Genomic DNA, 21,982 nt, shown 5'->3' with positions numbered 1-21,982 from the left:
CGGCGCACTGCCTGACGAACAGCCCGGACGACGCTAAACGCGGCTGCGTTCAATCCTCAAACGCAACAGGCTTTTTGTAGCGCACGCCACAGGGCAGACGGGCAACCACTCCCCCAATCCGGACAAACGGCGGCCCTGGTGACACACCGGTCACCAGGGCCGCCGCGCACGCGTGCCGCTACTCGGCCGCCACCACGGTGACTTCGCCGATACCGAGGGCCTCGACGGGCTCCTTGATCTGGGCCGCGTCGCCGACGAGGACCGTCACGAGACGGTCCACCGGGAAGGCGTTCACGACCGCCGCGGTGGCCTCCACGGTGCCCGTGGCGGCCAGTTGGCGGTAGAGCGTGGCCTGGAAGTCGTCGGGCAGGTGCTGCTCGACCTGGTCGGCCAGCGTGCTCGCCACGGCCGCCGCCGTCTCGTACTTCAGCGGCGCCACGCCCACCAGGTTCTGCACGGCCACGTCGCGCTCGGCGTCGGTGAGCCCCTCCGCGGCCAGCTTGCGCAGCACCGTCCACAGGTCCTCCAGGGCGGGACCGGTGTTGGGCGTGTCGACGGATCCGCTGATGGCGAGCATCGCGGCGCCCGTGCCGTCCGGGGCGGAGCGCAGGACCTGGCCGAACGCCCGCACACCGTAGGTGTAGCCCTTCTCCTCGCGCAGGACGCGGTCCAGGCGCGAGGTGAGGGTGCCGCCCAGGCAGTAGGTGCCGAGCACCTGCGCGGGCCACACGCGGTCGTGCCGGTCGGCGCCGGTACGGCCGATCAGCAGCTGCGTCTGGACGGCGCCGGGACGGTCCACGATGACGACCCGGCCCCGGTCGTCGGCGGTCACCGGGGGAACGGGGCGCGGCTCGGCGGCCGAGCCGGTCCACGCGCCCAGGGTGTCGCCGAGCAGCGCGTCCAGGTCGACGCCGGTGAGGTCGCCGACGACCACCGCGGTGGCCGTGGCGGGGCGGACGTGCCGCTCGTAGAAGGCGCGTACGGCCGCCGAGTCGATGGCCTCGACCGTTTCCTCGGTGCCCTGGCGCGGGCGCGACATGCGCGCGTCGGCCGGGAACAGCTCCTTGGAGAGTTCCTTGGCGGCACGCCGGGAGGGGTTGGCCAGCTCGTGCGGGATCTCGTCGAGCCGGTTGCGCACCAGTCGTTCGACCTCGCCGTCCGCGAAGGCGGGCGCCCTGAGGGCGTCGGCGAGCAGGCCGAGTGCCTTGCCGAGGCGCGAGGCGGGCACCTCCAGGCTCAGCCGGACGCCGGGGTGGTCGGCGTGCGCGTCCAGGGTGGCGCCGCAGCGCTCCAGCTCCGCGGCGAAGTCCTCGGCGGAGTGCTTGTCGGTGCCCTCGGAGAAGGCGCGCGCCATGATGGTGGCGACACCGTCGAGGCCGGCCGGCTCGGCGTCCAGGGGGGCGTCGAGGAGCACCTCGACGGCGACGACCTGCTGGCCGGGCCGGTGGCAGCGCAGCACGGTCAGGCCGTTGCCGAGGCTGCCGCGCTCGGGGGCGGGGAACGCCCAGGGCTTGGGCTCGCCGGCCTGCGGCTGGGCGTGGAATTCCATGGTGGCGAGCTCGGTCACTTGGCCGCCTCCTCGTTCTCGTCGGTGGCGTCGGTGGCGTCGGTCTCGTCGGCGGGGGCGGTGGGCTCGTAGACGAGCACCGCGCGGTTGTCGGGGCGCAGGCGGGCCTTGGCGACCTCCTGGACCTCCTCCGCGGTCACCTCAAGGACCCGCTGCACGGCGGTGAGGGCGAGCTGCGGGTCGCCGAACAGGACGGCGTACCGGCACAGTTCGTCGGCGCGGCCGGCGACCGTGCCCAGGCGGTCCAGCCACTCGCGCTCGAGCTGGGCCTGGGCGCGCTCCATCTCCTCGGCCGTGGGGCCCTCCTCGGCGAACCGGGCCAGCTCCTCGTCGATGGCGGTCTCGATGACCGGCACCTCCACGTCGCCGGACGTCTTCACGTCCAGCCAGCCCAGGGAGGGCGCACCGGCGAGCCGCAGCAGGCCGAACCCGGCGGCGACGGCCGTGCGGTCGCGGCGGACGAGCCGGTTGTACAGGCGGGACGACTCACCGCCGCCCAGGACGGTCAGGGCCAGGTCGGCCGCGTCGCACGCGCGCGTGCCGTCCTCCGGCAGGCGGTAGGCAGCCATCAGGGCGCGGGCCGGGACCTCCTCCTCGACGATCTCGCGCAGCTGCCCGCCCATGACGTCGGGCAGCGAACCGTCCCGGGGCGGCTGCTTTCCGTCGTGCGAGGCGATGGAGCCGAAGTACTTCTCGACCCAGGCGAGCGTCTGCTCGGAGTCGATGTCGCCGACGACCGACAGCACCGCGTTGTTCGGCGCGTAGTAGGTGCGGAAGAACGCGCGCGCGTCCTCCAGCGTGGCCGCGTCCAGGTCGGCCATCGAGCCGATCGGCGTGTGGTGGTAGGGGTGGCCCTCCGGGTAGGCGAGGGCGGTCAGCTTCTCGAAGGCGGTGCCGTAGGGGACGTTGTCGTAGCGCTGGCGGCGTTCGTTCTTGACGACGTCCCGCTGGTTCTCCATCGACTCCTCGTCCAGGGCGGCGAGCAGGGAGCCCATGCGGTCGGCCTCCAGCCAGAGGGAGAGCTCCAGCTGGTGGGCGGGCATGGTCTCGAAGTAGTTGGTCCGCTCGAAGCTGGTGGTGCCGTTGAGCGAGCCGCCGGCGCCCTGCACCAGCTCGAAGTGGCCGTTGCCCTTGACCTGGGCGGAGCCCTGGAACATGAGGTGCTCGAAAAGGTGAGCCAGGCCGGTGCGCCCCTTGACCTCGTGGCGCGAGCCGACGTCGTACCAGAGGCACACCGCCGCGACCGGGGTCAGGTGGTCCTCGGAGAGCACCACGCGCAGGCCGTTGGCCAGGCGGTGCTCGGTCGCTGTCAGGCCGCCGGAGCCTGCCTGGGCTGTGGCCGTGTGACCCATGGGCATGTACGTCCCTTCGATCGCGAGATCCTGGTGGAGTCACTGGGTGAACCACCGGGTGGAATCCATGGGCGGAACTGCGGAATTCCGCCGGTCCTGCCACTGTATGCAAGCGTGCGGGCGGCCGGTGGAGTTCCCGGGCCTCGTACGCCGAGAGCGAGAACGCGGTTGACGGGCCGCCGGAGACGGCTGCGCGGACGGCACCCCGGGACGAGGGCGTACCCTGCGGGCAGCGCCGGGCCGGCAGCCCGTGACGGGTCCTGGTCGGTCGCTGTCAGTGCCGCAGTCCACAATGGACGGCGTCAGATCACCGTTCACGCTTCAGCAAGGAGCCGGCAGCGATGGCCCGCCGTAGTACGAAGACCCCGCCGCCCGACGACTCGTACGAGGAGAAGATCCTCGACATCGACGTCGTCGACGAGATGCAGGGCTCCTTCCTCGAGTACGCGTACTCGGTCATCTACTCCCGTGCGCTGCCGGACGCCCGCGACGGCCTCAAGCCGGTGCACCGGCGCATCGTCTACCAGATGAACGAGATGGGCCTGCGGCCCGAGCGCAGCTACGTGAAGTGCGCCCGCGTCGTCGGCGAGGTCATGGGCAAGCTGCATCCGCACGGCGACGCGTCGATCTACGACGCCCTGGTCCGCATGGCCCAGTCGTTCTCGATGCGCGTGCCCCTGGTGGACGGCCACGGCAACTTCGGCTCGCTGGGCAACGACGACCCGCCGGCCGCCATGCGGTACACCGAGTGCCGGATGGCCGAGGCCGCCGGCCTGATGACGGAGTCCATCGACGAGGACACCGTCGACTTCGCCCCGAACTACGACGGCCAGGAGCAGGAGCCGGTGGCCCTGCCCGCCGCCTTCCCGAACCTGCTGGTCAACGGCGCCTCGGGCATCGCGGTCGGCATGGCCACGAACATGCCGCCGCACAATCTGCGCGAGGTGATCGCGGCGGCCCGGCACCTGATCCGGAACCCGAACGCCGACCTGGACGCGCTGATGAAGCACGTGCCGGGCCCCGACCTGCCCACCGGCGGCCGCATCGTCGGCCTGCCCGGCATCCGGGACGCGTACGAGACGGGCCGCGGCACCTTCAAGATCCGGGCGACGGTGTCCGTGGAGACGGTGACGGCGCGCCGCAAGGGTCTCGTCGTCACCGAGCTGCCCTTCGCGGTCGGCCCGGAGAAGGTCATCTCGAAGATCAAGGACCTGGTCGGCGCGAAGAAGATCCAGGGCATCGCGGACGTCAAGGACCTCACCGACCGCGCCCACGGACTGCGCCTGGTCATCGAGATCAAGAACGGCTTCGTGCCGGAGGCGGTCCTGGAGCAGCTCTACAAGCTGACGGCCATGGAGGAGTCCTTCGGCATCAACAACGTCGCCCTGGTCGACGGCCAGCCCCTCACCCTGGGCCTCAAGGAGCTGCTGGAGGTCTATCTCGACCACCGCTTCACGGTCGTCAGACGCCGCAGCGAGTTCCGCCGCAGCAAGAAGCGCGACCGGCTGCACCTGGTGGAGGGCCTGCTCACCGCCCTGCTCGACATCGACGAGGTCATCCGCCTCATCCGCTCCAGCGAGAACTCCGCGCAGGCCAAGCAGCGCCTGATCGAGCGCTTCTCGCTGAGCGACGTCCAGACGCAGTACATCCTGGACACGCCGCTGCGCCGGCTCACCAAGTTCGACCGCATCGAGCTGGAGTCCGAGAAGGACCGGCTGAACGCGGAGATCGAGGAGCTGACCCGCATCCTCGACTCGGACGCGGAGCTGCGCAAGCTGGTCTCGGCCGAACTGGCGGCGGTGGCGAAGAAGTTCGGCACCGACCGGCGTACGACGCTGCTGGAGTCGGGCGGCGCCCCGGTCGCCGCCGTGCCGCTCCAGGTGGCGGACGACCCGTGCCGGGTGCTGCTGTCGTCGACGGGCCTGCTGGCCCGCACCGCGAACGACGAGCCTCTCGTCACGGAGGCCGGGGCCAAGCGCGTCAAGCACGACCTGATCGTCTCGGCGGTGCCGGCCACGGCGCGCGGCGAGGTGGGCGTGGTGACGTCCGGCGGGCGGCTGCTGCGGGTGAACGTGGTGGATCTGCCCCAGCTCCCGGAGGCCATGCCGACGCCGAACCTCGCGGGCGGCGCGCCGCTGGCCGAGTTCGTGTCCCTGGAGGACGACGAGGACGTCGTCTGCCTGACCACGCTGGACGAGTCCTCGCCGGGGCTGGCGCTCGGCACGGAGCAGGGCGTCGTCAAGCGGGTGGTGCCCGACTACCCGTCCAACAAGGACGAGTTGGAGGTCATCACCCTCAGGGACGGCGACCGCATCGTCGGCGGGGTCGAGTTGCGCACCGGTGACGAGGACCTGGTCTTCATCACGGACGACGCGCAGCTCCTGCGCTACCAGGCCTCGCAGGTCCGGCCGCAGGGCCGTCCGGCGGGTGGTGTGGCGGGCGTCAAGCTCACCGACGGCGCCAAGGTCATCTCCTTCACGGCGGTGGATCCGGCGGTGGACGCGGTGGTCTTCACGGTGGCCGGATCGCGCGGCACGCTGGACGACTCCGTGCAGACCACGGCCAAGCTGACGCCGTTCGACCAGTACCCGCGCAAGGGTCGCGCCACGGGCGGTGTGCGCTGCCAGCGGTTCCTGAAGGGCGAGGACTGCCTGGCCTTCGCCTGGGCGGGCGCCGTCCCGGCCCTCGCCGCGCAGAAGAACGGCACGCCGGCCCAGCTCCCGGACCCCGACCCGCGCCGCGACGGCTCGGGCGTGTCACTGCCCAGGACGGTGTCGGTGGTGGCGGGCCCGGTCTAGGGCATGTCCGGCGGCTCCTCGCCGTCGGCCACGTAACGCAGGACGCCCCACATGCCGTGTTCGTCGGCGGGTGGGGCGTCGGCGTCCCGGCGGCACGCGTCGAGTTCCTCACCCAGGGCCGCCGCGTCGATCCCGGAGCCGATGAGGACGAGCTGGGTACGGCCGGCCTCGGGGGTGCCGACCGCACCGGCGGCACCGACCGGCGTCCAGGGCTCCGGGTAGAAACGCAGGAAGCGTCCGACGGCGTGGACGGCGTACCGGTTCCGCGTGTCGTACGGGCCGAAGTCGACGTACCCCTTGATCCGGTACAGGCCCTCGGGACGGCTGTCGAGGAAGCGCATGAGCCGGCGCGGGTCGAGCGGGAGGCCGGAGACGAACGACAGGGTGTCGTAGGCGGCGTGCAGGTGATCGGGGTGTGCGCCGCCCTCGGAGTGGTCGTGCAGGTCGTCGAAGGACAGCTGCCCCACCCGCTCCTCGCTGGGCCGGCAGTCGTAGAGGAACTCGGGGTCGATACGGCCGTAGGTCGCCGGGACGACGGCGGCGCCGTCCACGAGCGAGTGCACCAGGCCGAGCACACGCTCGGCGTCGGGGGCCCGGTCGGTCTTGTTGACCACGACCAGGTCGGCGAGGGCCAGGTGCCGGTCGATCTCGGGGTGCTCGGCGCGGGTGCCGTCGAACTCGGCGGCGTCGACGACCTCGACGAGCCCGCCGTAGACGATCCCCGGTTGCTCGCTGGCAAGCAGCATGCGCACCAGTTCCTGCGGTTCGGCGAGGCCGCTGGCCTCGATGACGATGACGTCGATGCCGGCCCCGGGCCGGGCGAGCCGCGCCAGGTACCCGTCCAGTTCACTCGCGTCTACGGCACAGCACAGGCATCCGTTGCCCAGGGACACGGTGGAGTCGCCGAGGGCGCCCGCGACGGCCATCGCGTCGATCTCGATCGATCCGAAGTCGTTGACGACGGCGCCGATCCGGCTGCCTCCGCTGCGGTGGAGGAGGTGGTTGAGCAGGGTGGTCTTCCCGGAGCCGAGGAATCCGGCGAGCACGACGACCGGGATCTGCTGCGGAGTCGAGCGCTGCCCCACCGTGCGACCTCTTTCTCACCCGTGCGTGCGGAATTGCCTGCTCAGGATACGAGCCGCGGCAGTCGGCACGAAGTGAACGATTGTTAGCAGCGTGCGCGGGGCAGACGTTTTCCAAGGCGCCGGACCGTGCGACCCTCGCTTCCCTCCGTGCGCCTCCTCTCCGCCTCCCCGTCGATCAGCGCCGCTCGGCACCCTGGAGGCGGCAGCACCATCCATCGCTCGCCGGTCCCCGTCAGCCGACCCACACTCGACGACCGGCGGGCGGTCGCCTGATTCGGGGGTTGACATGGTCACACAGAAGAAGGTCACGGGGAGGTTCGGCTCCGCCGCGGCCGGGATGTTGCTGGCCACGGCCGGGATATCGCTGGCCGCGCGCCGGCGGCGGCGCGAGGCAGCACGTATGCACGAACGGCTGCTGGAGCTGGAGGAGCTGGCCATCCGGCGCCAGTCGCTGGCACATCAGCAGCGCATGCACTGGGAGTTGCTCACCAGGGCCATCGACGATCCGTCGCTCGCCGAAGTCATCGACACCTATGACAAGAGCATCCCGGCCGAGCGACGGCGCCAGTTCTTCTATGCGAACGCCTGGTACGTCAACCTCTACCACGTGCACCGTGCGGGTCTCCTGGACCAGGAAGGGCTGCACGGGCGCCTCAGGGAGTTCTTCCAGAGCCCGGTCTTCCGCGAGTACTGGGAGGCGACGAGCAACATGCGCGCCGCCTTGGACCAGGACTCCGACGAAGCCCGGCTGGGGCTGGTGGTCGACGCTCTGGCCAAGGACTTCGAGGACAGCGACACGGACGAATGGTGGGTGGTCGGGACGCCTCCCCACGACTGAGGGCGGTCTGCTCCGAACGGGGCCATCCCGTCAACCTCAAGGAGCAACAGGGGACTTCTGAGGCCCCGTCGGTCACACGGGCCACTCAGCACCCAGTAGCGTGGGGACTCATCAATCTGCCAGCAACCTTGCCCATAAGGACCGGTACCTTGAAGATCGTGCGCCGCATCGGTGTGCCTCCCAGCGCTCGTGGCAGTACCACGGGATCCACCTGCCCCGACCTGTTCGAACTGAGCGACGGCAACTTCGCCGTCATCGGCACCGAGGCAACCGAGGCGCTGGAGCGTGAGCTGCCCGCCGACGCCGCCAGGGCCGACTACGAACGCATCGTGGTCATCAGCCGGGAGACCCTCATCCGGGCCAAGGCGGACATCCCCGACGCCTGACGTCACCCGCGCCTTCGGCTGTACCCCCGCCGCCGACGGCGCACGGACCCCCACCACCGGCGAGCAACCCGGCACCCCGTCCTTGCTCGACACTCCCCCGACCAGGCCTGGCGCCCGAACGGCACCAGGCCGCTCGTGTTTCTCAGGCCACCGCCGGGACCCCGACGGGCGCCCCCGGCCCCACATACCGCGCCGCCGGACGGATGATCTTGGAGTCGGACGCCTGCTCCAGAATGTTCGCGCTCCAGCCCACCACCCGTGCCGCCGCGAAGGTGGGAGTGAACATCTCGCGGGGCAGGCCGCACAGTTCCATGACCACGCCCGCGTAGAACTCGACGTTGGTGTGCAGTTCGCGTCCCGGCTTCAGCTCCGCGAGGATCGCCTCGACCTGCCGTTCCACCTCGACGGCGAACTCCACGCGCGGTCCGCCGAAGCTCTGCGCCACCTCACGCAGCATCCGTGAGCGCGGGTCCTCCGTGCGATAGACCGCGTGACCGAAGCCCATGATGCGGTCACCGGCGAGCACCCGCTCGCGGATCCACGCGTCGATGCGGTCGGGCGTGCCGATCGCGTCCAGGGTGTCCAGCGCCCGGCTGGGCGCGCCGCCGTGCAGCGGGCCGGACAACGCCGACACCGCGCCGGCCAGGCAGGCCGCGACATCCGCACCCGTCGACGCGATGACCCGCGCGGTGAAGGTCGACGCGTTGAACCCGTGGTCAATGGTGGAGATCAGGTACTGCTCGATCGCCCGTGTGCGAGCCTCGTCCGGCTCCTGGCCAGTCAACATGTACAGGTAGTTCGCGGCGTACGAGAGGTCCTCGCGCGGCTCCACCGGCTCAAGTCCCCGTCCCAGCCGGTGCAGCGCGGTCAGCAGCGTCGGTACGGCCGCGGCGGCCACCAGGGTGTCCTGCCGGCGCTGGTCGACCGACAGGTCGTACACCGGACCGAAGCCCAGGGCCGCGCCCAGCAGGGACAGGCCGGTGCGCATGCCGGCGAGCGGACCTGAGCGTCCACCGGCCCCGGCGATGGCGGGCAGGGCGGCGCGCACCGCCTCGGGGAGCCGCCGCAGCGCCGCGGTCTCGGCGGCGAAGGCGGCCCCGGTACGCGCGTCGGGGAGTTCCCCGTGGACCAGGAGATGCCAGACGTCCTCGAAGCCGCGGCTCCGAGCGAGTTCGACGGCCGAGTACTGGCGGTAGTGGTAGAACCCCTCGAGTCCTCGCACGTCGCCGACCTCGGTGTCGGCCACCACGACACCGGCGAGCCCGCGCGGCACCTCGACGGGTGTTGCCGCGGCTGCGGTTTTGTTGACGGACATGATTACCTCCTTGAACTTGACTTAACTGTCCATACTTGACTGCGATTCTGTCAATATTGATTGGATCAATGCGTAGTATTGCAGCGACTCAACACGGACCGCCTCCGATCGATACGGTGACCTCATGCGCGATCACGAGCCCGACCACCCCGCAGACAGCGAGCGGCGCCTGACCACCAGGGAGGCGGCCGAACTGCTCGGGGTGAAGCCCGAGACCGTGTACGCGTACGTCAGCCGCGGCCAGCTCGGCAGCCGACGCGCACCCGGCTCCCGGGGCAGCACCTTCGACGCCGACGAGGTGCGGGCCCTCGCCCGGCGCAACCGGCGCGACGGCGGCACCAACCCGGCCTCGGCCGCCGGACAGGAGCTGACCGTGCGCACCCGCCTCACGCTCATCGAGAACGACCGGTTCTCCTACCGGGGCGTCGACGCGGTCGAACTCGCCGCGCGCCACACCTACGAGGAGGTGGCCGAGTGGCTCTGGACCGGGGAGCTGCGCCCCGGCACCGCGTTCTCGGCCCCCGAGTCCTCCGTCGCCGTCGCCCGCCGGGCCGTCGACGCCCTGCCCGAACACGCCGGACCCGCGGACCGGCTCCGTGTCGCGGCGATCGCCGCGGCGGTCACGGACCCGCTCCGCTTCGACCTGTCGGAGGAGGCGGTGCTGGGCACGGCGCGCGTCCTCATCCCCACCCTCGTCGCCGCGCTTCCCCCCGTACTGCGCGACGGACCCGACCGGGACCCGATCGCCCACCGCCTGTGGACCCGGCTCAGCGGGCGGGAGGCCGACGAGCCGACGCTGCGGGCGCTGGACACGGCGCTCGGACTCCTCGTCGACCACGATCTGGCGGCCTCCACGCTCGCCGTGCGCGTCGCCGCGTCGGCACGGGCACACGCCTACGCCGCCGTCTCCGCCGGGCTCGGCGTGATCGAGGGACCGCTGCACGGCGCCGCCGGGGGACTCGCGCACCGGATGCTGCTGGAGGTCCTCGATCTGGGCAGCGCGGCGCCGGTGGTCGCGGAGGAGTTGCGGGCCGGCCGGCGCATCCCGGGGCTCGGCCACCGGCTCTACCCCGGCGAGGACCCACGCGCGCGTGCCCTGTTCGCACTCCTGGAGGACATCCCCCGGGCGGCGCCCGCGCTCGCGGCGGCCCGGGACGTCCAGGCCACCGCCGCCCGCCACACCCCGCTGCACGCCAATGTCGACCTGGCGCTCGCCGTGCTCACCGCGTCCTCCGGCATGGCCTCCACCGCGGCCGAGACGATCTTCGCCGTGGCCCGGACGGCGGGCTGGATCGCGCATGCCCTGGAGGAGTACGGGGAGCGCCCGCTGCGGATGCGGCCGAGTGGGCTGTACTCGGGTCCGAGGCCCCCGCGACCACTGCCGGAGTAGCGCTCAGGCGCGGCTGGAAGTCGCCGCGGGCCAAGTCAGGTTAGGCTCACCTCTGTGAGTACGTGCTCAACCGTCGCCCGGGACCTCGACGAGCCCGTTTCGGGCACCGCACCCGTCGCGAGGACCTGGTTGCTGCTCGAACAGCCGGGCCCGTGGGGCGCCAAGGCGCTCACTTCGAGCCACCTGGACCCCGCGCTGGGGCGCGCCCTCGAAGCAGCGGCCAAGGGGACGGGTGTACGCGTCGCGCTCGTGCGGCGTCCCGGGCGCCACGCGGACCGGGGCACGAGCGCCGCACGCAGGGTGTACGCGGCCCACACCGTGCCGGGAAACGTGTGGCTGCACGGCACCACGGTCAAGGACCCCCGTCGGCTGCTTGGCCTCGATTTCGCGGCGCTCGGCCGGGGCGACCACCGCGCCTTCGACTCGGTGCTGGACGGCCGCCCCCATGTCGGCGATCCGCTCGCCCTCGTCTGCACCAACGGCAGGCGCGACCGGTGCTGCGCCCTCCTCGGCAGGCCCCTGGCGGCCGAACTCGCCGCCTCCGGAGCCCACGGCGTCTGGGAAGTCACCCACCTGGGCGGGCACCGCTTCTCGCCGACCGTGCTCGTGCTGCCCCACGGATACGTCTACGGCCGGGTCCAGGCCCACACCGTCAAGGAGATCCTGCACGGCGCGCGGGAGGACCGGATCGTCGTCGAGGGCTGCCGCGGGAACTCCGCGTGGGACCGCCCCGGCCAGGCGGCCGAGCTGGCCCTGCGCTCGGCCCTCGGCGAGGACACGGCCCAGGCACTGACCGTCGTACGGACGGACGGTGCCGCACCGCGCTGGGAGGTGACCCTGGCGCACCGCGACGGCCGGCACTGGCGGGTCACCGTCGTACAAGGGGCGTCCGTGCCGCCGCGACCGGAGAGCTGCGGGGCGTCGGTGCTGGGCTCGCCGGCGCGGATGGAGGTCACGGCGGTGCGCGCCCTGCCGGTGACGGCGGCGCTGGCGAGCTGACTTCCCCGGGCGATGCACGCCCCGCACGGGAGATACGTGCCACACCCCGCTACGGCATGCCACCGGCCCCACGTACCGTCATGGCCATGAGCTCCACTCCCCCCGTCCGCCGACTGCGCCTGGGCCTGCCGCGGCGGGTGTTCTCACAGGTGCTGTTGATGCAGCTGGCGATCGCCGCGGGCGTCGCGGTACTCGCGACCGGGCTGTTCCTGGCGCCGCTCGGCGACCAGCTGGACGACCAGGCGATGCGCCGGGCGCTGGCGATCGCGCAGACCACCGCGCAGCAGCCGCAGGTCGTGCGGGACCTGCGGACCACCCGGCCGACGGCGAACGGCCCGGTGCAGCGGGAGGCGGAGCGGGTCCGGGAGGCCACCAAGGCCGAGTACGTGGTCGTGATGGACCGGCAGGGCGTGCGCTGGTCGCACACGGACCCGGAGCGCATCGGCGAGGTCGTCTCGACCGACCCGGGGCAGGCCCTGGCCGGGCGCGAGGTCATGGAGATCGACGACGGCACCCTGGGCCGCTCCGCCCGCGGGAAGGTGCCCCTGCGCGACGGCGACGGCGAGATCGTCGGGGCGGTCTCGGTGGGCATCGCCTACGACAGCGTCCGGGCGCGGCTGATCCACGCCATTCCCGGCCTGTTCGCGTACGCCGGGGGCGCGCTGGCCGTCGGCGCCCTGGCCTCCTGGATCATCTCGCGCCGGGTGCAGCGGCAGACCCGGGACCTGGCCTTCTCCGACATCGCGGGGCTGCTGGCGGAGCGGGAGGCCATGCTGCACGGCATCCGGGAGGGCGTCGTCGCCCTCGACCGGGGCGGCCGGGTGCGCCTGCTCAACGACGAGGCGCAGCGCCTGCTCGGCATCGGCGCCGAGGCCGTCGGCCGCTCCCCCGACGAGGCGCTCGGTGCGGGACGCACGGCCGACGTGCTGGCCGGCCGGGTGACCGGCACCGACCTGCTGACCGTGCGCGGCCAGCGGGTCCTGGTCGCCAACCGGATGCCCACCGACGACGGCGGGGCCGTGGCCACGCTGCGCGACCGTACCGAGCTGGAGCAGCTCGGCCGGGAGCTGGACTCCACGCGCGGCCTGATCGACGCGCTGCGCGCCCAGGACCACGAGCACGCCAACCGCATGCACACCCTGCTTGGCCTGCTCGAACTGGAGATGTACGACGACGCCGTGGAGTTCGTCGGTGAGGTCGTCGGCGACCATCGGGTCACCGCGGAGCAGATCACCGAGCGGATCCACGACCCCCTGCTCGCCGCCCTGCTGGTCGGCAAGGCCACCGTGACGGCCGAGCGCGGAGTCGCCCTGTGGGTCTCGGACCGGACGCGGCTGCCGGACCGCCTGGTCGATCCGCGGGGGCTCGTCACGATCGTCGGCAACCTGGTCGACAACGCGCTCGACGCCGCCGCGGGGACAGCGCACGCGTGCGTGGAGGTCGAACTGCGGGCCGAGGGACGCGCCGCGACGCTCACGGTGCGCGACACGGGGCCCGGGATCGCGGCGGACCACCGTGAGCTGGTGTTCGCCGCGGGCTGGTCCACCAAGGAGCCGCCCGCCCACCGCGAGCGTGGCATCGGACTGCCGCTGGTGCGCCGCCTGGCCGAGCGGCAGGGCGGCAGCGCGACCGTCGGCGAGGCGTACGGCGGGGGCGCGGAGTTCGTCGTCGTCCTCCCGGAGGCGCTGACCGAGGCGGCCCCGGAACCCGCCCTCACCGCCCCTGCGACCACCGCTGCCGAGGAGGAGTCCCGATGATCGAGGTCCTGGTCGTGGACGACGACACGCGCGTCGCGCGCGTCAACGCCGCGTACGTCGAGAAGGTGCCGGGCTTCCACGTCGCCGGTGAGGCGCACAGTGCGCTGGAGGCGCTGGGCGCGGTGGAGCGGCTGCCCCGCCTGGACCTGATCCTGCTCGACCACTACCTGCCCGACCGGACCGGTCTGGAGGTCGTCCAGGAGATGCGGCGACGCGGACGCCAGACCGACGTGATCATGGTGACGGCCGCCCGGGACGTGTCGACCGTGCAGGCGGCGATGCGCCAGGGGGCGCTCCAGTACCTGGTGAAACCGTTCGCCTTCGCCGGTCTGCGCGCCAAACTGGAGGCGTACGCCGAACTGCGCCGCACCCTCGACGGGGGCGGTGAGGCCGAACAGGCCGAGGTCGACCGGATCTTCGGCGCCCTGTCGGCACCCTCCGAACCCGGGCTGCCCAAGGGCCACTCCCCCACCACCGCCGAACTGGTACGCCAGTGCCTGATGAAAGCCGACGGACCCCTCTCCGCCCAGGAGATCGCCGAGAGGACCGGCGTGAGCCGCCAGACCGCGCAGCGTTATCTGAAGCTCCTGGAACGCACCGGACGGGCCGTCCTGACCCTCAAGTACGGCGAGGCGGGCCGCCCCGAGCACCGTTACGCGTGGGCGACCCGCGTCTGAGACGACCGCCGGCCACCGGGAGCCGCCGTCGCCGTCCCTACACGGCCCCCGCCCCGGTCAGCGACCGCACCTCGGTCTCGGCGTGCCTGGCCTCGTCCGGGACCTCCGGAGAGGTCACCGTGCCCAGCCAGCCGGCGACGAAGCCGAGGGGGATGGAGACGAGGCCCGGGTTCTGCAGCGGGAAGTACTGGAAGTCCAGGTCCGGGAAGAGCGACTGCGGACTGCCGGAGACCACCGGGGACAGCAGCACGAGCACCACGGACGGCACCAGACCGCCGTAGACCGCCCAGACCGCGCCGCGCGTGGTGAAGCCGCGCCAGAACAGCGAGTAGAGCAGCACCGGCAGGTTGGCGGAGGCGGCCACGGCGAAGGCGAGGCCCACCAGGAAGGCGACGTTGAGGTCGCGGGCGAGCAGACCGAGCCCGATCGCGACGGCGCCGATGCCGACGGCGGCGACCCGCGCCACGGCGACCTCGCTGCGCGGCTTGGAGCGGCGACGCCGCAGGGACGCGTACAGGTCGTGGGCCACGGACGCCGAGGACGCCAGGGTGATGCCGGCCACCACCGCGAGGATGGTGGCGAACGCGACGGCGGCGACGACGGCGAACAGGACCGTCCCGCCGGTGGACTGCGCGCCGCCGCCCAGATCGAGGGCGAGCAGCGGCACCGCCGTGTTCCCGGCGGCGTTGGACGCACGCACGGCGTGCGGCCCGACCAGGGCGGCGGCACCGAATCCCAGCACGATCGTCATCAGGTAGAAGCCGCCGATGAGACCGATCGACCAGACCACGGACCGCCTCGCCGCCCGCGCGGTGGGCACGGTGTAGAAGCGGGACAGGATGTGCGGCAGCCCGGCGGTACCCAGGACCAGGGCGAGTCCCAGGCTGATGAAGTCGAAGCGCGAGACCCAGTCCCCGCCGTAGGCCAGGCCCGGCGCGAGGAACGCCTCACCGTGGCCACTGCGCTCGGCCGCCGTGCGCAGCAGCCGGTCGACGTCGCCGTGGAAGCGCACCAGGACGAGCGTGGTCAGCGCCACGGTGCCGCCGAGCAGCAGGACCGCCTTCACGATCTGGATCCAGGTGGTGGCGCGCATCCCGCCCAGCGACACGTAGATCACCATGAGGGCACCGACGCCGATGACGGTCCACGTCCGCGCCGCCTCGCCCGTCCCGCCCAGCAGCAGCGCGACCAGGCTGCCCGCGCCCACCATCTGTGCCACCAGGTACAGGACGGAGACGGTGACCGAGGAGGTCCCCGCCGCGATGCGCACCGGCCGCTCCCTCATCCGGGCGGCCACGACGTCGGCGAGGGTGAACCGTCCGCAGTTGCGGACCAGTTCGGCGACGAGGAACAGGACCACGAGCCAGGCCACCAGGAATCCCACCGAGTAGAGCATGCCGTCGTAGCCGTTGAGCGCGATGAGCCCCGAGATACCGAGGAAGGACGCGGCCGACATGTAGTCGCCGGAGATGGCAAAACCATTCTCCATCGGCGAGAAGAGGCGCCCTCCGACGTAGAACTCCTCGGCGGATCCCCGCCGGTGGCGGCCCACCCAGGTGGTGATCCCGAGTGTGACGGCGACGAACGTGCTGAACAGCAGCAGGGCCAGCGTCTGGTGATCGCCCGTCATGACGCATCGCCCCGCACCCCGCGCGTCAGCTCCTGGGTGTCCCAGCGCAGTTCGAGCGCGGCCCGGTCCCTGCGCAGCCGGGCGTGGCGGGCATAGGCCCAGGTGAGCAGGAACGTGGTCAGGAACTGCCCGAGTCCCGCGACCATCGCCACGTTCACCGCACCGGCCACCGGCCGGGCCATCAGGGCGGGCGCCGACGTGGCGGCCACCACGTAGGCGACGTACCAGAGGAAGAAGCCGGCGACCGCCGGGACCACGAACCTCCGGTACCGGCTGCGGACCTCCTGGAAGGCCGCGCTGCGCTGGACCTCCAGGTACACGTCGGCCGCGGCCCGGGGCGGCTTCGCCGGGGCGTTCCGACGCATCGGTGGCACCGTCGGCTCGGGGGCCGCGGGACCGGCCGACTCGCCCCAGCCGGAGGCGAGGGCGTCGTACCACGGGTCGTCGTACCGCGGATCGTCGTACCGCGCCCCCTGGCCCGTCTCGACGTCGGCCCTGCCCGGCACGGCGCGGTGGTCGGCCGCGCATTCCGGACCGCCCCCGGCGCCGCGGGGCGGATCGTTGCTTGACTGCATGCCCAAGGATGGACAGAACGGGAAGATCCCCGACTCTTCTTCCCCACGCGCTTCACCCCATCAGGTGATTCATCTCCCTGGTGGCCGTACCAGGCCCTTCCGATAGGCGTAACGCACCGCCTGTGCACGGTCCTTGAGGCCCGTCTTGGCGAACAGGTTGTTGATGTGGGTCTTCACCGTGGCCGTGGAGACCCGCAGTCTGCTCGCGATCTGGTGGTTGCTGAGCCCATCGGCGATGAGAACCAGCACCTCGGTCTCCCGGGTGGTGAGCCCGTCCGGGGGCTCGGGCGGTCCGGTCGGCCGCGGCCCGGACTCGGACAGTCGCTCCAGCAGACGTCGTTGGATGCCCGGCGCCAGTCCCGCGTCTCCGGACAGGACGCTGTGCACCGCCCGGACGATCTCGTCTCCGCCCGCGTCCTTGGTGAGATAACCACGCGCACCCGCGTGCAACGCCGGGAACAGCGACTCGTCGTCCGCGTACGTCGTGAGTACGACGACCTGCGTCCCGGGGTGCTCGGCCCGGATCCGGCGGGTGGCCTCGACCCCGTCGCACCTGGGCATGCGCAGGTCCATGAGCACCACGTCCGGAGCGAGTTCGGCGACCAGCCGGACCGCCTCGTCGCCGTCACCGGCGGCGCCCACCACATCCAGGCCGGGCAGGAGTCCGAGCAGCATCACGATCCCCTCGCGCACCACGGTCTGGTCGTCCACGACCACCACCCGCGCGGGCCTCTTTCCGGGCTCCTCACTCATACGGGCACCTTCAACGTCACCACGAACCCCTCCTCGCCCGGCCCTGCCCGCAGCGAACCGCCCAGCAGCTCGGCACGCTCCCGCATGCCCAGCAGACCGTACCCACCTCCGGTGCCGGTGTCTTCGCCGTGCGGGCCTCCCGAATCCCGCACGTCCAGCACCACTTCGTGGGCGGCGTAGTCCAGCCGTACCCGCACGCCGGCGCCGGGGGCGTGCCTGCGGGCGTTCGTCAACGCCTCCTGGGCCACCCTGCGCACGGCCTGTGACGCCTCGGCCGGCAGCGGTCTGCGTTCGCCCGTAATGGTGACCTCTGCCGTGCCGTCCGCCGTCTCGACGAGCTGGGCCAGGAAGTCCTCCAGCGGCGTCAGGTCGCCGCGCAGCGCGGACAGCGCCTGCCGGGTCTCGGCGAGTCCGTCGCGGGCCATCCCCCGCGCCGCCACCACCCGGTCCAGGATCTGCTGCCGGTCCGCGTCCCGCTCGATGAGCAGTCGGGCCGCCTCCAGGTGCACCATCTGCGCCGAGAGGCTGTGCGCCAGCACGTCGTGAATCTCCCGGGCGATACGGGCCCGCTCCGCGAGTGCCGCGGTCTCCGCCTCGGCCGCCCGGGCGGCCCGCTCCTGGGTCAGCAACCGCTGCGCGCTCCCCCGTGCCTCGGCGTCGAGCCGCAGGACGTATCCGGCGAGCACCAGTCCGCCCGCCGTCGCCACCGTGGTCAGCCACGCGTCGTCGCCGGCCGCGGCGTAGCAGGCCAGCGCGATCGAGACCACGGGCAGCGCGGCGGCGATGGGCAGCCGTTCCAGGGCCACGACGGCGCAGCCGCACCAGATGACCAGTGCGGGGACACCGAAGCCGACGGACCGGGCGGCCACCGCGATCGCGAGCAGGACGACGACGAGTGCCAGGGACGGCCACAACCGGTGCGCGAGCGTGGTCCGGAAGAAGGCCCATGCCACGCACACGGCGGCCACGAGGCCGACGGCCGCCGCGGCCGAACCCCACCCGTGCAGACGGCTGCTGGTGAACGCACCCCACAGCAGCGTCCCGAACACCACCAGGCGCACCGCCCCGGTGAGCAGGCGGCGGGGCCGGGAGACGCTCTCGGGCAGGAGCGCCTCCCTGGAAGGCCACCTCGTCCAGATGTTCTCCGTCACGCGGGCTCCTTCCAGGTGGGCCGGGGCACGGCGTCACGGTACGCGGGACCGGGCGCTCCGGCGGGGCGTGGGCCCTGAACGCGCCAGGCCAGGACGCCGGACCGGACCAGCAGGGTCACCGCCAGGGCGAACAGCAGGGCGGAGCCGTCCTGTCGCACTCCCAGGAGCGCACCGATCCCGTAGAGGCCGGCGCGCAGCGCGATTCCGACGGCCCACACGGCGACGCTCGCCCTGGTGCCCCTGCTCCACACCGCGCCGTCGGCCTCGGCCCATGTCCGGGTGGTCCAGGCCCACCCGGCCCCGGTGAGCAGACCGACGATCACCTCGGCGGCGAACAGCAGCAGGGCGGCCGTCTGGTGGTGGGCGTCGATCATGCCCGGTTCGCGCAGCGCGACGATGCCCAGCACCACGGGCAGCACCCACCGGCGTCGGCCGGTGTCGATCCGGCTCGCGCGGAACTGCCGGGTGATCACCAGGCCGGCCACCGCCGTGATGACCAACGCGTCGAAGAGCCCGGACATCGTGCCTCCGTGAGCGGAAGAAGGGTGATGCCGGCGGAGTCCCGCCGACGCCTTCGACGTTACGGAACGTACGAGGTCACGGGATCGGAGCCCGGGTGGATCATGGGTGGAGCTCTGCCTGGCACGGCACTCCACCCAGAGGTGGAGAGGACGACGGACCGCACACGTCGGACCGGGCCCGGTTCACGCTCCCGGGCCCGGTCCGACGGCTGAGCTGTCTCACGCGTCGATGCGCGACCGGTCCAGCGTCGCCGCCGAGCTGGAGATGAACTCCTTGCGGGGTGCGACGTCGTTACCCATCAGCAGGTCGAAGACCTGCTCGGCGGAGTCCAGGTCGGTCAGGTTGATCCGGCGCAGGGTCCGGCGGCGCGGGTCCATGGTGGTCTCCGCCAGCTGGTCGGCGTCCATCTCGCCGAGGCCCTTGTAGCGCTGGATGGAGTCCTTGTACCGGATGTTCTTGCTCTGGAACTCCATGAGCTTGTCGCGCAGCTCGCGGTCCGAGTACGTGTAGACGTACTTGTCCTGGCCCTTCTTCGGCTGGACCAGCTCGATGCGGTGCAGCGGCGGCACCGCGGCGAACACCCGGCCGGCCTCGACCATGGGCCGCATGTAGCGGTGGAAGAGGGTCAGCAGCAGGGTGCGGATGTGGGAGCCGTCCACGTCGGCGTCGGTCATCATGATGATCTTGCCGTAGCGGGCCGCGTCGATGTCGAAGGTACGGCCCGACCCGGCTCCTATGACCTGGATGATCGCCCCGCACTCGGCGTTCTTCAGCATGTCCGTCACGGACGACTTCTGGACGTTGAGGATCTTGCCCCGGATCGGCAGCAGCGCCTGGAACTCGGAGTTGCGGGCGAGCTTGGCGGTGCCCAGCGCGGAGTCGCCCTCGACGATGAACAGCTCGCTGCGGTCGACGTCGTCGCTGCGGCAGTCGGCGAGCTTCGCGGGCAGCGACGACGTTTCCAGGGCCGTCTTGCGGCGCTGGGCGTCCTTGTGCTGGCGCGCCGCGATACGGGTGCGGGCCGCGGCGACGGCCTTCTCCATGACCACCCGGGCCTGCTGGGCCGCGTCACGCTTGGTCGAGGTGAGGAACGCCTTCAGTTCCCTGCTGATCACGCTGTTCACGATCCGGCGGGCCGCCGAGGTGCCGAGGACCTCCTTGGTCTGGCCCTCGAACTGCGGCTCGGCGAGGCGGACGGTGACGACCGCCGTCAGCCCTTCCAGGGCGTCGTCCTTGACGATGTCGTCCTCGGCGACGCGCAGCATCTTCTTGGTGCGCAGCACCTCGTTCATCGTCTTGGCCACGGCCTGCTCGAAGCCGGCGACGTGGGTGCCGCCCTTGGGCGTGGCGATGATGTTGACGAACGACCTGACCGTGGTGTCGTAACCGGTGCCCCAGCGCAGTGCGACGTCGACACCGAGGTCGCGGGTGACCTCGCTGGGCGTCATCTGACCGTCCTCGTCCAGGACCGGGACCGTCTCCTTGAAGCTGCCCTGCCCACTGAAGCGCAGGACGTCGCAGACAGGCCGGTCGGCGGCCAGGAACTCGCAGAACTCGCTGATGCCCCCGTCGAAGCGGAACGACTCCTCGCCCTTGCTGCCGCCGTCGCCGAGACCGAACTCGTCGCGGACGACGATGGTCAGTCCGGGCACCAGGAACGCGGTCTGGCGGGCCCGCTGGTGCAGGGTGTCCAGGGAGAGCTTCGCGTCCTTGAGGAAGATCTGGCGGTCCGCCCAGTACCGCACGCGCGTGCCCCTGCGGCTCTTGGGGACCTTCTTCACCTTGCGCAGGCCGCTCCCGGCCTCGAACTTCGCGTCCGGTCCGGCCTTCGCGAACGTCCCCGGGACCCCGCGCCGGAAACTGATGGCGTGGGTGTGCCCGCCGAGGTCGACCTCGATGTCCAGGCGGGCGGACAGGGCGTTCACCACGGAGGCGCCGACACCGTGCAGGCCGCCGGAGGCGGCGTAGGCGCCGCCGCCGAACTTGCCGCCGGCGTGCAGCTTGGTCATGACGACCTCGACGCCGGACAGGCCGGTCTTGGGCTCGACGTCGACCGGGATGCCCCGGCCGTTGTCCCGGACCTCGACCGAGGCGTCGGCGTGGAGGATCACTTCGATGTGGTCGCAGTAACCACCCAGGGCCTCGTCGACGGAGTTGTCGATGATCTCCCACAGGCAGTGCATCAGGCCACGGCTGTCGGTCGATCCGATGTACATGCCCGGACGCTTGCGCACGGCCTCGAGCCCCTCGAGGACGAGCAGGTGCCGCGCGGTGTAGTTGGATCCGTCCCGGTCTGCTCCCGCCAGCAGCGCAGTGGACGGCACGGATGTCTCGGCGGTCACGCGGTTCGCTCCTCGCTGAATTTCAGATGGGGCCCCGCTGGGTAAGGGCGCGGCTCTGTTCACCGGTCAGAGGGTACCGAGGCCTGGTAGAGCCGTTGTAACGCCACCCTCGTCACGCACTCACCCTAGTCCAGGGTCGCATGCCTGTTCGATCCCTCGATGGGGTGAAGTACACATCACGTTCCCTTCGACGCATGAACCATTTAGGCTCCGGGCACGTCCTCATGAACAAACCGGCAACCCAGCCGGCGGGACCGACACTGACCGACTGCGCGAACCCGTACGACACAAAGACACGCAATACGGCACATTCGCCGCCAATCGGCAACAGCCGGCCCCTCGGAAAGATTTTTCGAGGAAAAGCCACGAGCGGGAACGTTTTGGGGCTGGTTGGATGTTGACCCTGGTACGACAGCTCGTCGAGCTAGAGAAGAGGCGACGTGACTACTGTTCTGACTTCCGCAAGCCCGCTGACGGCCGCCGATCGTTGCGACCGCTGCGGCGCCCAGGCATACCTGCGCGTCGTCCTGCTGAGCGGCGGAGAACTGCTCTTCTGCGCCCACCACGGTCGCAAGTTCGAGCCGGAACTCAAGAAGATCGCCGCTGAGATACAGGACGAGACGGAGCGGCTGACGACCGTTCCGGCATCTTCCGCCGAGGAAGAGCGCTGACTCAACGCGCCCGACGACGAGCCGAATCGGCACAGGCCGGTGAACGGGCGGGGGGGCCCCCGGGGAGGGGGGGGGCGCCCCCCCCGGGGCCCCCCCCCCCCCCGGGCCCCGCCCCCCCCCCCCCCCCCGCCCCCCCCCCCCCCCCCGCCCCCCCCCCCCCCCCCCCAAAACAGG

General features: G+C 71.9%; 18 protein-coding genes. 8 read left to right on the top strand and 10 right to left on the bottom strand.

Annotated elements, in window-relative coordinates; genetic code table 11:
- Positions 1–178 precede the first annotated feature (178 nt).
- On the bottom strand, positions 179–1,567 hold the full coding sequence (locus tag ACFV9J_RS37175; RefSeq protein WP_385362131.1) for a M16 family metallopeptidase: 1,389 nt from the start codon (positions 1,565–1,567) through the stop codon (positions 179–181).
- Positions 1,564–2,925 (bottom strand): M16 family metallopeptidase, encoded by a 1,362-nt coding sequence (locus ACFV9J_RS37170; RefSeq protein ID WP_385362129.1) that lies wholly within the window; start codon positions 2,923–2,925, stop codon positions 1,564–1,566. The genes ACFV9J_RS37175 and ACFV9J_RS37170 overlap by 4 nt, the downstream gene beginning before the upstream one ends.
- A 335-nt stretch (positions 2,926–3,260) precedes the next feature.
- Here ACFV9J_RS37170 and ACFV9J_RS37165 point away from each other — a divergent pair, with 335 nt between their 5' ends.
- Positions 3,261–5,717 (top strand): DNA topoisomerase (ATP-hydrolyzing) subunit A, encoded by a 2,457-nt coding sequence (locus tag ACFV9J_RS37165; protein WP_385362127.1) that lies wholly within the window; start codon positions 3,261–3,263, stop codon positions 5,715–5,717.
- Here the strand turns inward: ACFV9J_RS37165 and ACFV9J_RS37160 are convergent.
- The gene (locus tag ACFV9J_RS37160; protein WP_385362125.1) at positions 5,714–6,802 is read right to left on the bottom strand and encodes a CobW family GTP-binding protein; all 1,089 of its coding nucleotides are present in this window, start codon (positions 6,800–6,802) and stop codon (positions 5,714–5,716) included. The two genes, ACFV9J_RS37165 and ACFV9J_RS37160, sit on opposite strands and share 4 nt — an antisense overlap.
- Positions 6,803–7,088: 286 nt before the next feature.
- On the opposite strand from ACFV9J_RS37160, the gene ACFV9J_RS37155 reads away from it, so the two are divergent.
- Positions 7,089–7,640, top strand: a complete 552-nt coding sequence (locus tag ACFV9J_RS37155; protein WP_385362123.1) for a DUF6082 family protein — start codon at positions 7,089–7,091, stop codon at positions 7,638–7,640.
- 149 nt (positions 7,641–7,789) lie between these two features.
- Positions 7,790–8,026 carry a hypothetical protein gene (locus tag ACFV9J_RS37150; RefSeq protein ID WP_003973188.1) on the top strand — a complete coding sequence of 79 codons (237 nt, stop codon included), beginning with the start codon at positions 7,790–7,792 and terminating at the stop codon, positions 8,024–8,026.
- Positions 8,027–8,168: 142 nt separating this feature from the next.
- Here the strand turns inward: ACFV9J_RS37150 and ACFV9J_RS37145 are convergent, their stop codons facing one another.
- A complete protein-coding gene (locus tag ACFV9J_RS37145) occupies positions 8,169–9,341 on the bottom strand; it encodes a citrate synthase/methylcitrate synthase (protein WP_385362121.1) in 1,173 nt (390 codons plus the stop codon).
- Positions 9,342–9,465: 124 nt separating this feature from the next.
- On the opposite strand from ACFV9J_RS37145, the gene ACFV9J_RS37140 reads away from it, so the two are divergent.
- The 4 genes from ACFV9J_RS37140 to ACFV9J_RS37125 all read left to right on the top strand — a co-directional run bounded on the left by ACFV9J_RS37140 (position 9,466) and on the right by ACFV9J_RS37125 (position 14,164).
- The gene (locus ACFV9J_RS37140) at positions 9,466–10,731 is read left to right on the top strand and encodes a citrate synthase (protein ID WP_385362119.1); all 1,266 of its coding nucleotides are present in this window, start codon (positions 9,466–9,468) and stop codon (positions 10,729–10,731) included.
- A gap of 54 nt (positions 10,732–10,785) precedes the next feature.
- A complete protein-coding gene (locus tag ACFV9J_RS37135; RefSeq protein WP_385362118.1) occupies positions 10,786–11,730 on the top strand; it encodes a sucrase ferredoxin in 945 nt (314 codons plus the stop codon).
- Between the two features lie 86 nt (positions 11,731–11,816).
- Positions 11,817–13,487: an ATP-binding protein gene (locus ACFV9J_RS37130; protein WP_385362116.1), complete on the top strand. Its 1,671-nt coding sequence runs from the start codon at positions 11,817–11,819 to the stop codon at positions 13,485–13,487.
- Positions 13,484–14,164 (top strand): response regulator, encoded by a 681-nt coding sequence (locus ACFV9J_RS37125; protein ID WP_385362114.1) that lies wholly within the window; start codon positions 13,484–13,486, stop codon positions 14,162–14,164. Before ACFV9J_RS37130 ends, ACFV9J_RS37125 begins: the two co-directional genes overlap by 4 nt.
- 37 nt (positions 14,165–14,201) lie before the next feature.
- On the opposite strand, the gene ACFV9J_RS37120 is transcribed toward ACFV9J_RS37125, so the two are convergent.
- The 6 genes from ACFV9J_RS37120 to ACFV9J_RS37095 form a co-directional block, all read right to left on the bottom strand.
- Complete coding sequence (locus ACFV9J_RS37120; RefSeq protein ID WP_385362112.1) at positions 14,202–15,794, bottom strand: cation acetate symporter; 1,593 nt, start codon at positions 15,792–15,794, stop codon at positions 14,202–14,204.
- A complete protein-coding gene (locus ACFV9J_RS37115) occupies positions 15,791–16,369 on the bottom strand; it encodes a DUF485 domain-containing protein (RefSeq protein ID WP_385362110.1) in 579 nt (192 codons plus the stop codon). Before ACFV9J_RS37115 ends, ACFV9J_RS37120 begins: the two co-directional genes overlap by 4 nt.
- A 69-nt stretch (positions 16,370–16,438) precedes the next feature.
- Entirely contained in the window at positions 16,439–17,122 is a 684-nt protein-coding gene (locus tag ACFV9J_RS37110) for a response regulator (RefSeq protein WP_385362109.1), read from the bottom strand.
- Positions 17,119–18,273, bottom strand: a complete 1,155-nt coding sequence (locus ACFV9J_RS37105; protein WP_385362107.1) for a sensor histidine kinase — start codon at positions 18,271–18,273, stop codon at positions 17,119–17,121. Before ACFV9J_RS37105 ends, ACFV9J_RS37110 begins: the two co-directional genes overlap by 4 nt.
- On the bottom strand, positions 18,270–18,794 hold the full coding sequence (locus tag ACFV9J_RS37100) for a DUF1453 domain-containing protein (RefSeq protein ID WP_385362105.1): 525 nt from the start codon (positions 18,792–18,794) through the stop codon (positions 18,270–18,272). Before ACFV9J_RS37100 ends, ACFV9J_RS37105 begins: the two co-directional genes overlap by 4 nt.
- Positions 18,795–19,013: 219 nt before the next feature.
- Positions 19,014–21,137: a type IIA DNA topoisomerase subunit B gene (locus ACFV9J_RS37095; protein WP_385362103.1), complete on the bottom strand. Its 2,124-nt coding sequence runs from the start codon at positions 21,135–21,137 to the stop codon at positions 19,014–19,016.
- Between the two features lie 440 nt (positions 21,138–21,577).
- Here ACFV9J_RS37095 and ACFV9J_RS37090 point away from each other — a divergent pair, with 440 nt between their 5' ends.
- The gene (locus tag ACFV9J_RS37090) at positions 21,578–21,808 is read left to right on the top strand and encodes a hypothetical protein (RefSeq protein WP_030184453.1); all 231 of its coding nucleotides are present in this window, start codon (positions 21,578–21,580) and stop codon (positions 21,806–21,808) included.
- Positions 21,809–21,982 lie beyond the last annotated feature (174 nt).

It is taken from the genome of Streptomyces sp. NPDC059906 (assembly GCF_042730645.1).
GTDB classification, from domain to species: Bacteria; Actinomycetota; Actinomycetes; order Streptomycetales; family Streptomycetaceae; genus Streptomyces; species Streptomyces rubrogriseus.
The sequence above is the reverse complement of the archived record's forward strand: the minus strand, read 5'-3'. Positions and strand labels throughout refer to the sequence as shown.